Here is a 12,939-nt window from a genome sequence, read left to right on the forward strand (position 1 = left end):
GACAGGTGGCACAAATTGTCATAACTGCGACACAACCAATGCTGACCCCAGGAGTGCGTGATGACCCTGAATATGATGATGGATGCGACCGCGCCGGAAGAGATAGCCGGGGCGCTGACTCAACGGCATCCTGGCCTGTTTTTTACCATGGTCGAACAAGCGCCTGTGGCGATCTCGCTGACCGATCCCCACGCGCGGATCGTCTACGCTAACCCGGCGTTTTGCCACCAGACCGGTTATGACCTTGAACAGTTGTTACAGCAAAATCCGCGTCTGTTGTCGAGTAAGCAAACACCACGGGAAATTTACCAGCAGATGTGGCAGACGCTGCTGCAACGCCGGGCCTGGCGCGGACAACTGATTAACCGCCGCCAGGACGGTAGCCTCTATCTGGTGGAAATCGACATTACGCCGGTTATCAATCAGTTCGGTGTGCTGGAGCACTATCTGGCGATGCAGCGGGACATCAGCGCCAGCTATGCGCTGGAGCAGCGGTTGCGTAACCATATGACGCTAACCGAAGCGGTGCTTAACAATATTCCGGCGGCAGTCGTGGTGGTGGATGAGTACGATCGGGTGGTGATGGACAACCTGGTCTACAAAACGTTTTGCGCCGACTGCGGTGGTAAAGAGTTGCTCAGTGAACTGAATTTCTCCGCCCGCAAAGCGGAACTGGCCAACGGCCAGGTGTTACCCGTCGTGATCCGTGGCGTGGTGCGCTGGTTGTCGGTCACCTGTTGGGCGCTCCCCGGCGTCAGCGAAGAAGCCGGGCGTTACTTTATTGATAGTGCGCTCCCCCGCACGCTGGTGGTGATCACCGACGACACCCAACAACAGCAGCAACGGGAACAGGGGCGTCTCGATCGCCTGAAACAACAGATGACCACCGGCAAACTGCTGGCGGCGATTCGCGAGTCGCTGGATGCGGCACTGATTCAGCTTAATTGCCCTATCAATATGCTGGCGGCTGCGCGGCGTCTGAACGGCGATGATCACAATAATGTGGCGCTGGATGCCGCCTGGCGCGAAGGCGAAGAAGCGATGGCACGGCTGCAACGTTGCCGCCCGTCGTTGGAGCTGGAAAGCGCCGCCGTCTGGCCGTTGCAGCCCTTTTTTGACGATCTGCGCGCCCTCTATCACACCCGTTTTGATGAGGGTAAAAACCTGCACATCGAGCTCGACTCTCCGCAACTGGTCGGTTTTGGTCAGCGCACACAACTGCTTGCCTGCCTGAGCCTGTGGCTCGACAGGACGCTGGATATTGCCGCCGGCCTGCGCGATTTCACCGCGCAAACGCAAATTTTCGCCCGCGAAGAAAATGGCTGGCTCTCCGTGTATATCAACGACAATGTGCCGCTGATCCAGGTGCGTTACACCCACTCCCCCGACGCGTTAAATGCCCCGGGAAAAGGGATGGAGCTGCGCCTGATCCAGACGCTGGTGGCCCACCACCGCGGTGCGATAGAACTGACCTCACGCCCCGAAGGGGGGACCTGCCTGACCCTGCGTTTCCCGTTATTTCATTCACTGACCGGAGGCTCACAATGACCCAGCGAACCGAGTCGGGTAATCCCGTCTGGCGCTTCGACCTGTCCCAGCAGTTTACCGCGATGCAACGTATCAGCGTGGTGTTAAGCCGGGCGACAGAGATTGGTCAGACATTACAGGAAGTACTATGCGTGCTGCACAACGATGCGTTTATGCAACACGGGATGATCTGTCTGTACGACAATCAGCAATCCATCCTCAGTATTGAAGCCTTGCAGGAAGCCGATCAGGAGTTGATTCCCGGCAGTTCGCTGATCCGCTATCGGCCCGGAGAAGGACTGGTCGGCACGGTGCTGTCACAGGGGCAATCGCTGGTTCTGCCGCGTGTCGCCGACGATCAGCGTTTTCTCGATCGTCTGGGATTGTATGACTACAACCTGCCGTTTATCGCCGTGCCATTGATGGGGCTGCAATCACAACCGATGGGCGTGCTGGCGGCGCAGCCGATGGCACGTTTCGAGGAGCGGTTGCCCGCCTGTACGCGTTTTCTGGAAACGGTCGCCAACCTGGTGGCGCAAACGGTACGGCTGATGATGCGCCCCGCAGCCCCCTCTCCGCGTGCCACGGTGATGAACAGTGAACGCCCGCGCGGCTGTGCGACGGCACGCCCGTTTGGTTTTGAAAATATGGTCGGCAATAGCCCGGCGATGCGCCAGACCATGGAGATTATTCGCCAGGTTTCCCGCTGGGACACCACCGTGCTGGTACGGGGAGAAAGCGGCACCGGCAAGGAGCTGATCGCCAATGCTATCCATCACAACTCACCGCGCGCCGGTGCGCCGTTTGTGAAATTTAACTGCGCCGCACTGCCCGATACGCTGCTGGAAAGCGAGCTGTTCGGTCATGAGAAAGGCGCATTCACCGGTGCGGTGCGCCAGCGCAAAGGCCGCTTCGAACTGGCGGACGGCGGCACACTGTTTCTTGATGAGATTGGTGAAAGCAGCGCCTCGTTTCAGGCCAAACTGCTGCGGATTTTGCAGGAAGGCGAAATGGAGCGCGTCGGCGGTGACGAAACGCTACAGGTGAATGTTCGTATTATTGCGGCGACCAATCGCAATCTGGAAGAGGAGGTGCGGCTGGGAAATTTTCGTGAAGATCTCTACTACCGTCTCAATGTGATGCCGATCTCCCTGCCCCCGCTGCGCGAGCGGCAGGAGGACATTGCCGACCTGGCGCACTTTCTGGTGCGTAAAATCGCGCAGAACCAGAGCCGTACGCTGCGCATCAGCGATGGCGCTATCCGCCTGCTGATGAGCTACAACTGGCCCGGCAACGTGCGAGAACTGGAAAACTGCATTGAACGCTCGGCGGTGATGTCGGAGAGCGGTCTGATCGATCGCGACGTGATTCTGTTTAATCACCGGGAAAATACGCCGAAGCAGCCCCTGCTCAGCACGTCACGGGAAGATAGCTGGCTCGATCACTCGCTGGATGAACGTCAGCGGTTGATTGCCGCGCTGGAAAAAGCCGGCTGGGTGCAGGCGAAAGCGGCGCGTTTACTGGGGATGACCCCGCGCCAGGTGGCGTACCGCATTCAGACCATGGATATCACCCTGCCCAGAATGTGAATGTCGGATTTGTGGCATTCGGCACAATGTCAGCCAAATGCCACAACATTCACAACACAACGCCGACACGTGAAAATTAAATGTATTTTTTTCAATACGTTAAAAGTCCGGCACGCGGTACAGGATTTGCAGCAGGAGGTGATGACTCCGTAACGAAGGTATCCCCATGACTTCCTGCTCATCCGCCGTTGGCGGTTCACGCTGCCGGGCCGTTCAGCCTGAACCCTTATCTGATGTTGTGGCCAGCAAAGTGGCGTTGCATCCCTGCTACTCGCGCAGCGGTCACCACCGTTTTGCGCGCATGCACCTGCCCGTCGCCCCCGCCTGTAATCTGCAATGTCATTACTGCAACCGTAAATTTGATTGCAGCAATGAGTCCCGACCGGGGGTCTCTTCCTCGCTGCTAACGCCAGAACAGGCGGTCGCCAAAGTGCGCCACGTCGCAGCGGCTATTCCACAGTTATCGGTGGTGGGGATTGCCGGCCCTGGCGATCCACTGGCGAACATGAGCCGCACCTTTACCACCCTGGAACTGATCCGCGAGCACTTGCCGGATATGAAATTATGTCTGTCTACCAACGGGTTAATGCTGCCGGATGCGGTGGATCGCCTGGTCGACGTGGGCGTCGATCACGTTACAGTGACCATTAATACTCTCGACCCGGAGATTGCCGCGCAGATCTATGCATGGCTGTGGCTGGACGGCGAGCGTTACAGCGGGCGCGAAGCCGGTGAATTACTGATCGCCCGGCAATTAGCCGGGGTACGCCGCCTGACGGAGAAAGGCGTGCTGGTAAAAATCAACTCCGTGTTAATCCCCGGTATTAACGACCAGGCGCTGGCGGACGTCAGCCGCGAACTGCGTGCCAGCGGTGCGTTTATTCATAATATTATGCCGCTGATTGCCCGCCCCGAACACGGCACGGTGTTTGGTTTGAAGGGTCAGCCGGAGCCGGATGCCACGATGACAGCCCGCGTCCGGGAACAGTGCGGCGAGGTGATGCCGCAAATGACCCACTGCCAGCAGTGCCGCGCCGATGCCATCGGTATGCTGGGGGAAGATCGCAGCCAGCAGTTTGCGCTGATACCCGTCGATGAGTCGCCGCAACCCTGGCTGCCAACGCTCTACCGCCGCACGCAACTGCATGCCAGCATTCTGACCAAAGGCGAGGCTGACGAGAAAGATGCCTGCCTGGTCGCCGTGGCCTCGACCCACGGCGAGGTGATCGACGCGCATTTTGGTCATGCGGATCGCTTTCGCATCTACAGTTTGTCGGCAGCGGGCGCGGTGCTGGTCAATGAGCGATTTACGCCGAAATATTGCCGCGGAAGCGACGAATGTGACCCGCAGGAGGGTGATGCGCTCTTTGAGTTGCTGGCGGATGTGAAAGCGGTGTTTTGCGCGCGCATCGGTTACGCGCCGTGGCAAAAGCTGGAAGCGCGCGGCATTCAGCCCTGTGTGGACGATGCCTGGCAACCGGTCAATACCGCGCTACTGCGTTGGTGGCAACGCTGGCGTCAACAGTGCGCTGCAGAACAGCCTGACCAGGGGGTGGCCTGATGTTGACACGCAACTGGCTACAGCGTTTGTTATGGCTTTATGCCCATGGCGAGGGTTGCTATCCGTTAAAGATGGGGCTTGATGCCGCGCAATGGGCGACATTGCAGGCAGATTTTTCGCCTCCTGCGGGGCAGATCCCTGCGGATTGCCTGCTGCGGCAAACCGTGATGAGCGAACTGAACGCCACCCGAACGGAGGAGTGCCAGCAACTGGCGCAGTGGCTGGCGTACTATATGGCGCCTGATGCGGCGCCGATGCATCTGATCATTGCCAGCGTGTCGCTGGCATTTAATCATCTCTGGCAGGACCTGGGGCTGAGCTCGCGCGAAGAGTTGCGGGAGTTGATGAGCGACTGCTTTCCACGCCTGGTTGAGATGAATACCCAGAATATGCGCTGGAAAAAATTCTTCTATCGCCAGCGCTGTCTGCAAACCGACGGCGAACGGGTCTGCCGCTCCCCCAGTTGTGATGCCTGCTGCGAACGCGCGCACTGTTTTGAACCTGCCTGAATCCTTAACGTAAACAGGCCCGGCGGCGCTACGTTCATCGGGTCTGAATATCTGTGCATCCCCGCGCCGCTGTCCTATTATTTAAGAATAAAAGTAAAATATTTTGCCGCAATCACACGGTTCCGGTAGTCAGGGTGTTACTGTAGCCTATATATTTGGAAAACTTATACAAATGTACACAGGTGTGTGAGGTAGCGAATGTATTCTTTTGTGGCCAGACAGGCGATATTTGATAAACAATTAAACACCGTCGGTTACGAGCTTCTCTTCAGGGACAGTATGGATAACCGTTTCCCGGATATCTCTGCGGAACAAGCCACCACGCAATTAATTGAGGAACAATTTCTCAGCGCCCCTGTCGGACGCAAAAGTGACAACAGCACAGTATATGTTAATTTCCCCTATCAACTGCTGGTTGAAGGTCTGGCGGAAACGTTGCCAAAAGATCGCGTAGTCATTGAAATCCTTGAAGATGCTAACCCGGATGGCAAGCTACTGGAAACGGTAAAACGTTTACATAACGGCGGATTTCGCATCGCGCTGGATGATTTTGTTCCCGGTAGCGAATGGGATTCATTTATGCCGTATGTCAACGTGATTAAATTTGATATAAGGAATTGTTCGCGCGACGAAATAAGCCAGTTTATTCGTTCAAACCGTGATTCATTACGCCATACCGTTTTGCTGGCGGAAAAAGTGGAGACCTATGACGAATTTGAAAGTTATAAGAAAATGGGTTTCAATTTGTTTCAGGGTTATTTTTTCAGCAAGCCAGTGGTCACTAAGCGAAATAAACTGGTGCAAAACCGGGCATTCGCACTGAAATTGATGCAGGAAGTGAACGTAGAATCGCCTAATTTAAATAAAATTGAAGATCTGTTAAAACGCGACGTCTCACTCTCTTTCAAGATTATGCGTTATGCGCAGAATATTCTTTATAACACACGCGGCATCAGCGGGTTTCGCAATCAATCATTACGCGACGTGGTGGTCTACCTCGGGATTAGCGAAATGCGCCGTTTTGTGTTGGTCGCTTGCCTGACCTCGTTTGAAGAGGTGAGCAACACCGAGATCTATTATCTCAGTCTTATCCGCGCAAAATTCTGCGAACTGCTGGCGGCCCGCACCTCGGCAAATAACGCCATTAATGATGCATTTATGGTCGGTTTATTCTCTTTGCTCGATGTGATCCTTGGTCTGCCGCTTGACGAGTTGCTTGAGCAAATCACCGTCTCTCCGGAAGTGGCGAAAGCCCTGCAAAGCAACAGTGGTGAACTGTATCTTTATCTGCGTCTGGCGCGTCTCTATGAACAGCGGATCTGGAAAGAAGCCAACGAAGTGGCGGCGCAATTAGGTCTGTCGAACGCACTGGTCAGCGAGCTGATGAACCAGGCGACAAAATGGGCGGATGAACTGCCAATTAGCACATCGCGTTAATTCTTATTTCCGTTAAACGCGTCTTTGTAATCATTATTTTCAGTATTGAAAAACACTGAAACATTATTTCAATTGCATTTTGTACATTTCCTTCACATTTTTAACACCCCTCCCTACCCCTAATCAAAATTTATTTTTCGCCACGTGCCGTTGCACAAAAATCATAGCGTAATGTGATTAAGATCAGATAAAAAGATCAATATTTTCAGAAATATTGCCGTTATTAATAATACCTTTCTTTACATAGCGTAGGATTATGAAAAAAATAGCGCAGGCAACTGTTCTGACCAAACTGCTCATCGGCTTCTCCATCCTGATTGTGATGATGTTGCTGCTGGGCGTTGTGTCAATTTATCAGCTCAACACCAGTAATCACCATATTGATAAATTCCGCGAAAACCGCATGCCTGGTGTTCGCTATACCCTTGAAATGCGTGGCGTCTTATCCGAAATGCGCTTGCAGCAAGTTCAGTACATCGCCTCTACCACACCGGAATCGCTTGAGCAGCATCGGGGAGAATTGCTGCAAAACCAGGCCACATTCCTGAACGCGCAGCAGCAGTACGCCAAAACCTCCGCCGATGCGCCGCAAGAGATGCGCGCGCTGTTTGCGACGGTCGTCGATAACTTTAAAAACTTTGTCGACGTGAACGCCAAAGTGATCGATGCAGTAAGCAAAGGCAACACGGATGAAGCCTCTAAAATCAGCGGCGCCGTCTCCGCAAAATACCGTACCCAGTTAATGAAGGATCTGGCGACGCTGGTGGATATGGAACTGGCGCTGGGTGATAAAGCGGGTGAAGATTCGCAAGCAGGTTATAACCAGGCCTTATACATACTGAGCGGTTTACTGCTGCTGGCGCTGATTGCCACAGGTGTGATTGCCCTGTTTATCTCTCGCAATCTGGCGCGTCAGCTCGGCGGCGAACCGGCCTATGCGGTCTCGATCATGAAAGCGATTGCCGCCGGTAATCTGAGCGAGGATGTCACGCTACGCGATAACGACAGCCAAAGTTTGCTGGCGACCATTAAGTTTATGAACAGCAAACTGGCGGAGATCATTAACGGCATTATTAACGGCAGCGAATCCATCTCCCATGCCGCCAGTGAGATTGCCGAAGGCAACAACGATCTGTCGCAGCGTACCGAAGAACAGGCGGCGTCGCTGGTACAAACGTCGTCGAACATGCAGCAAATTACGGAGAACGTGAAGAGCAACGCCGAGAACGCCCGTAAAGCCAGCGATCTGGCGCGTGAAACGTCGCAAACCGCAGTTAAAGGGGGCAAAGAGGTGCATGACATGCTGAAACGTATGCATGAAATCTCCGATAGCTCACAGAAAATCGTCGATATTATCTCGGTAATTGAAGGGATTGCCTTCCAGACCAATATCCTGGCGCTTAACGCCGCGGTTGAAGCGGCACGCGCGGGCGAACAGGGTAAAGGCTTTGCGGTGGTCGCCGGTGAAGTGCGCAACCTGGCGCAGAAAAGCGCCGATGCGGCAAAAGAGATCAAACAGCTGATTGAAGGGACGGTGGAAAAAATCACCGATGGTTCACGCTTTGCCGATACCGCCAGCCGCGCGATGGAAGATATCGTGACGTCTGTGAACAAGGTGACCGATATCGTGGCGGAAATTTCCGCGGCCTCGACGGAACAGCACCAGGGGATCAAAGAAATTAGCGTGGCTATCGATCAGATGGACCAGGTGACTCAACAGAACGCCACGCTGGTGGAACAAGCGGCGGTTGCTGCCCAGTCCATGACCGAGCAAAGCGAAATCCTGCGCGATTCCGTACGCTTCTTCCAGTTGGCGCGTTAATGTCCCACAGGCCCGATGGTGCAGGATTGCCATCGGGCCTGTTCTTCCGTTACATAATGATGGTTTTCGGCTCCATAAACGCCGCTAATCCCCAACGCCCCATTTCCCGCCCGATGCCGGAGTGTTTAAACCCACCGAACGGCGCACCGGCCTCATGCGCCAGCGTGTTCACCTGTACACGCCCGGAGACAATTTGCGCCGCCACCCGCTGCGCACGTTCAACGTCGCTACCCAGCACCAGCGCACTCAATCCGTAATCCGTGTCATTGGCGATCGCCACCGCGTGCGCATCATCCTGATAACCGATCACCAATAACACCGGGCCAAAAATCTCTTCACGGGCAATGCGCATCGCGTTATCCACATCCGTGAACAGCGTCGGGCGGACAAACCACCCCTGCCCGCTATTTTCCGGCCGCCCTTCACCGCCGGCCAGTAGTCGCGCCCCTTCCTGCTGCCCAAGACGGATGTACGACTGCACGCGCTGCCACTGTTTCTCACTGACCATCGGGCCGATATCGTGAGACGGATCGTGTGGGTCGCCTGATTTAACCGCCGCGACCGCCTGCGCCAGCGCCGCCTCGTACTCGGCCTTACGTGAATTCGGCACCAGGATACGCGTACCGGCAATACAGGCCTGGCCGCTGTTGATAAACCCCGCCTGTATCGCTAAAGGCACGGCGGTGGCGGGATCGGCATCATCCAGGATCAGGGTTGGCGATTTACCGCCTAGCTCCAGGGTAACCCGTTTAAAGGTGTCAGCGGCATTACGCAGGATCGCTTTCCCCGTTACGGTTGAGCCGGTGAACGAAATTTTTGCGATATCCGGGTGGCGGCTCATCACCTCGCCCACCACCTCGCCGCGCCCGGTGACAATATTAAACACGCCAGGCGGCAGTTGCGCCTGGTGCAATGCACGGGTCACCACCTCGGTTTGCCATGCGCTCATCTCGCTGGGTTTGATCACCGCAGTACACCCCGTCGCCAACGCGGCGGCGAGCTTGCCGCAAATAAATCCCGCATTACTGTTCCAGGGGGTGATAAGCCCGGCCACACCCAGCGGCGTCATCTCCACACGTGCGTGGCCAACCTGTGAGGTAAAGGCAAACTGCTGCAGATCGCTTATCACCTGATCGATAACCGCCACAGGATAGCGCGCCATCCAGACCGCACGGGCGGCAGGCGCGCCATACTCCTGCACAATGGCCTGCAATAATTCCTCCTCGCACGCCGCTAATGCCTCGCGCATTCGCGTCAGCGCCGCGACGCGCTCCCCGACGCGGGTCTGCGACCAGGCCGGAAACGCGGCTTTCGCGGCGGCGATGGCGTTCAGCGCATCGGCTTCGTTTGCCAGACGCACCTGACCGGTGACGTCGCCGGTCGCCGGATTAAACAGGTCAAAACGTTCTGTGCCTTGCGGCGTCACCCATTCGCCGTTTATGGAAATATGTTCGACAGATTGCATGGAAACCTCCTCCTGTAACGTGGAGCCAGTGTGGCACAGCTTTATCGCGCCGATAATCCACGCTATGCTGCAAAGGTTGTTTCGATTTTCGGGATAATCTATGCATCGTTCAGGGTTGATTGAGCTGGAAGTGGTGATGGCGGTCATGCGCCAGGGCAGTTTTCGCGCCGCTGCCAGAGAGCTGGGTATGTCGGCAACTGCCGTCAGTAATGCCATTGCCGGGCTGGAAAGCCGCCTGGATGTGCGGCTGTTTCACCGTACCACCCGCAGTGTCGCGCTGACCGAGGCCGGGCAGCGTTTTGTGGCGCGAGTCGGCCCGGCGTTGCAGGAGATTCGTCATGCCACGGAAGAGATCCACAGCGTCGACGACGCGCCGTCCGGCACGCTGCGCATTAATGTGCCGCAGGCAGTAGGACAGCTTTTCCTTGATGATCTGCTGGTACGTTTTCTTGCCCGTTATCCATTGATGCGCCTCGAAATCGCCAGCGAAGCCCGGATGATCGACATCGTCGCCGAAGGGTATGATGCAGGCATCCGCCTGGCCGAGTCGATCCCGCAGGATATGATTGCCGTTCCCCTGACGCCGGATATCTGTATGCGGGTTGTGGCGACACCGGAATGGTTCGCTGCGCACGGTACACCGCAAACACCGGAGGAGTTGTATCAGCATCAGGGGATTTGCATGCGCATGTCGCACGGCGGAATTTACCGTTGGGAGTTATCGCGCCATGGTCAGCATTACGCGATTGCCGTTCCCGCCCGGCTGGCGACAACTGACCTGTTTACCTCGATCGCGGCGGTGCGCGCCGGGTTAGGCGTGGGTTTCTTGCCAGGGTTCTATATTGAAGACGATCTGCGCAGCGGGCGGCTGGTCAGCGTACTGGATGCGTGGACACAGCCCTTTAAAGGGCTGTGCCTGTATTATCCGGGACATCGCCATATCCCGATGGGGTTACAAGCGTTTATCGCCTTTATCCGCGAAGCGGTTTAATTACTCAAGATGCGCGCGATCCAGGCCGTAGGCTTTGTCCAGCGCACCGGGTAAGGTCTGTTGCAGCACCATTAACCGGTTCCAGCTATTAATGATAGCGATAGCGAATGCCAGTTCCGACACCTCCGCCTCACTGAAATGCTCACGCACTTCCCGGTACAGCGCATCACTGACGCCCTGTTCCCCGAGACGTGTTAACGCTTCGGTTAATGCCAGCGCCGCCCGCTCTTTTGCAGTAAACAGCGGCGACTCGCGCCAGACCGCAACATGATAAAGACGCAGTTCACGCTCGCCGTGCACTTTCGCCTGTTTGACATGCATATCGAGACAGAAGGTACAGCCGTTCAGTTGCGATGCGCGAACATCAACAAGATCTTTAATGGCGGTATCAAGGTTGCTGTTGTGCGACGCCTGACTGGCATCGCCCAGGGTTTTGATCAGTGAAGGTGCGGTCTGGAAGAGATTCACGCGGGTGCTCATAATCATTTGCCTCATTTATTGATTCAACAGCCGCTATACTACTGCTTTATGACATACTAAAAAGATGCAAAAAGCGAGAATCAAGGTAGGACATGAAACCCGGCTACAAAACCATTTACGAACAGTATCGCCACAGCATCACCCGCGGATTGCTGAAACCTGGCGATAAAGTCCCATCGGTGCGCGTGCTGGCAAGCGAATTAGGGGTGGCGCGTAAAACGGTGGAGACGGCGTGGGCAATACTGGTCGGTGAAGGCTATCTGGTCAGCCAGGGCGCACGCGGTACACGGGTTAACCCGGACTTGTCGCTCGGCGGTGAGAAAAAAACCGTGCCGACAGCGCAAAACGGGGATGCCCTCCTCAGTATGGCGGAGACGCTGCGCGATCAAGCAGGATTCTTGCGCCTCGGTATTCCGTCGCTGGATGCCTTTCCCTACAAGAAGTGGCTGCTGCTGAGCGGCAAGGCGGTGCGCTCAATGCAGCCTGTGGAAATGACCAACCCGCCGTTGATGGGCTATGCACCGCTGCGTGAAGCGATTGCCCATTACGTCAATATTTCGCGTGGGCTTTCCTGTTCAGCAGAGCAGATATTTATCACCAGCGGCTATAACCATAACCTGCGGTTGATCCTCAGCGCACTGGGCAGACCCGGCGACAAAGTGCTGTTTGAAGATCCCGGCTACTATTTCGGTCAGCAAACCCTTAAGCGTATCGCCAGCAATCTGCACTTTGCGCCGGTGGATAACCACGGGCTGAATGTCGATTACGTACAGCAGCATCACCGCGATGCGCGCTTTGTTTTTGTGACACCGTCACATCAAAGCCCGCTTGCGGTCACCCTTTCACTGCCGCGTAAACAGCAATTACTGGACTGGGCGCAGCAGAATGAAAGCTGGATTATCGAAGATGATTACGACGGCGAATTCCACTATACCCGCAAGGTCCTGCCTGCCTTAAAAAGCCTCGATACGCAGGATCGGGTAATTTATATGGGTACGTTCAGTAAAACGGTGATGCCGGCACTGCGCATCAGTTACCTGGTGATGCCCCGCGCTTGCGTGGCGCAGTTTCGCGAAACCGGAGAACTGACGGAAAGCGGCCAGCCGGTGCTGACGCAAAAAATCCTCGCCGCGTTTATGGGCGAAGGCCATTTTTTCCGCCACCTGAAAAAAATGCGCACGCTCTATTCGCAGCGCAGAAAAACCATGCTGGCTGCGCTGGAGCAGGTTTATCCGGGGATGTTTGACATTGAAGTGAGCGACGGCGGAATGCACATCATTGCGTTGTTGCGCACCAGCACACTGGACGTCCAGCTGGCGCAAGTCTGGCAGCAACACCAGTTGCAGGTCAGCCCGCTCTCGCGTTGGTATAACCAGACCCACAAGCGCTACGGTTTGATCATGGGGTATACCAATGTGCGATCGGCGCAAGAAGCGGTTGCGCTATTACAGCGCCCGGCGCAGGAAACGCGGGCGCTGCTCAGCGTTGAATAAAGATCATGGCAGGCAACTGACCAGGGATAAATCCCACGCGGTTGCCAGAAGAGATAAGCTGATAA

At 55.7% G+C, this 12,939-nt stretch carries 10 protein-coding genes; 8 read left to right on the forward strand and 2 right to left on the reverse strand.

The window, feature by feature from the left end:
- The first annotated feature begins 60 nt into the window (after positions 1–60).
- The 6 genes from nifL (at position 61) to ACQ3G7_RS13325 (ending at position 8,445) form a co-directional block, all read left to right on the forward strand.
- Positions 61–1,548 (forward strand): nitrogen fixation negative regulator NifL, encoded by a 1,488-nt coding sequence (gene nifL, locus ACQ3G7_RS13300; RefSeq protein ID WP_430890168.1) that lies wholly within the window; start codon positions 61–63, stop codon positions 1,546–1,548.
- Positions 1,545–3,116, forward strand: coding sequence for a nif-specific transcriptional activator NifA (nifA, locus tag ACQ3G7_RS13305; protein WP_430890169.1), 1,572 nt, complete (start codon positions 1,545–1,547; stop codon positions 3,114–3,116). Before nifL ends, nifA begins: the two co-directional genes overlap by 4 nt.
- Before the next feature lie 166 nt (positions 3,117–3,282).
- Entirely contained in the window at positions 3,283–4,677 is a 1,395-nt protein-coding gene (gene nifB / locus ACQ3G7_RS13310) for a nitrogenase cofactor biosynthesis protein NifB (protein WP_430890170.1), read from the forward strand.
- Complete coding sequence (locus tag ACQ3G7_RS13315) at positions 4,677–5,186, forward strand: nitrogen fixation protein NifQ (RefSeq protein ID WP_430890171.1); 510 nt, start codon at positions 4,677–4,679, stop codon at positions 5,184–5,186. The genes nifB and ACQ3G7_RS13315 overlap by 1 nt, the downstream gene beginning before the upstream one ends.
- Positions 5,187–5,384: 198 nt before the next feature.
- Positions 5,385–6,623, forward strand: a complete 1,239-nt coding sequence (locus tag ACQ3G7_RS13320) for an EAL and HDOD domain-containing protein (protein ID WP_430890172.1) — start codon at positions 5,385–5,387, stop codon at positions 6,621–6,623.
- 256 nt (positions 6,624–6,879) lie between these two features.
- On the forward strand, positions 6,880–8,445 hold the full coding sequence (locus ACQ3G7_RS13325) for a methyl-accepting chemotaxis protein (protein ID WP_430890173.1): 1,566 nt from the start codon (positions 6,880–6,882) through the stop codon (positions 8,443–8,445).
- Positions 8,446–8,494: 49 nt separating this feature from the next.
- Here the strand turns inward: ACQ3G7_RS13325 and ACQ3G7_RS13330 are convergent, their stop codons facing one another.
- The gene (locus ACQ3G7_RS13330; protein WP_430890174.1) at positions 8,495–9,910 is read right to left on the reverse strand and encodes an aldehyde dehydrogenase family protein; all 1,416 of its coding nucleotides are present in this window, start codon (positions 9,908–9,910) and stop codon (positions 8,495–8,497) included.
- Between the two features lie 100 nt (positions 9,911–10,010).
- Here ACQ3G7_RS13330 and ACQ3G7_RS13335 point away from each other — a divergent pair, with 100 nt between their 5' ends.
- On the forward strand, positions 10,011–10,901 hold the full coding sequence (locus ACQ3G7_RS13335; RefSeq protein WP_430890175.1) for a LysR family transcriptional regulator: 891 nt from the start codon (positions 10,011–10,013) through the stop codon (positions 10,899–10,901).
- Here ACQ3G7_RS13335 and ACQ3G7_RS13340 read toward each other — a convergent pair whose 3' ends face one another.
- On the reverse strand, positions 10,902–11,381 hold the full coding sequence (locus tag ACQ3G7_RS13340; RefSeq protein ID WP_430890176.1) for a carboxymuconolactone decarboxylase family protein: 480 nt from the start codon (positions 11,379–11,381) through the stop codon (positions 10,902–10,904).
- Between the two features lie 92 nt (positions 11,382–11,473).
- Between ACQ3G7_RS13340 and pdxR the strand changes: the two genes are divergently transcribed.
- A complete protein-coding gene (gene pdxR / locus ACQ3G7_RS13345; protein ID WP_430890177.1) occupies positions 11,474–12,874 on the forward strand; it encodes a MocR-like pyridoxine biosynthesis transcription factor PdxR in 1,401 nt (466 codons plus the stop codon).
- The last annotated feature ends 65 nt before the right edge of the window (positions 12,875–12,939 follow it).

This window comes from Kosakonia sp. N21 (assembly GCF_050587465.1).
GTDB lineage: Bacteria > Pseudomonadota > Gammaproteobacteria > Enterobacterales > Enterobacteriaceae.

Bases quoted from the DNA above. Each gene is read 5' to 3' on its own strand.
- nifL (WP_430890168.1), top strand. From the start codon at position 61: ATGACCCTGAATATGATGATGGATGCGACCGCGCCGGAAGAGATAGCC.
- nifA (WP_430890169.1), top strand. From the start codon at position 1,545: ATGACCCAGCGAACCGAGTCGGGTAATCCCGTCTGGCGCTTCGACCTG.
- nifB (WP_430890170.1), top strand. From the start codon at position 3,283: ATGACTTCCTGCTCATCCGCCGTTGGCGGTTCACGCTGCCGGGCCGTT.
- ACQ3G7_RS13315 (WP_430890171.1), top strand. From the start codon at position 4,677: ATGTTGACACGCAACTGGCTACAGCGTTTGTTATGGCTTTATGCCCAT.
- ACQ3G7_RS13320 (WP_430890172.1), top strand. From the start codon at position 5,385: ATGTATTCTTTTGTGGCCAGACAGGCGATATTTGATAAACAATTAAAC.
- ACQ3G7_RS13325 (WP_430890173.1), top strand. From the start codon at position 6,880: ATGAAAAAAATAGCGCAGGCAACTGTTCTGACCAAACTGCTCATCGGC.
- ACQ3G7_RS13330 (WP_430890174.1), bottom strand. From the start codon at position 9,910: ATGCAATCTGTCGAACATATTTCCATAAACGGCGAATGGGTGACGCCG.
- ACQ3G7_RS13335 (WP_430890175.1), top strand. From the start codon at position 10,011: ATGCATCGTTCAGGGTTGATTGAGCTGGAAGTGGTGATGGCGGTCATG.
- ACQ3G7_RS13340 (WP_430890176.1), bottom strand. From the start codon at position 11,381: ATGAGCACCCGCGTGAATCTCTTCCAGACCGCACCTTCACTGATCAAA.
- pdxR (WP_430890177.1), top strand. From the start codon at position 11,474: ATGAAACCCGGCTACAAAACCATTTACGAACAGTATCGCCACAGCATC.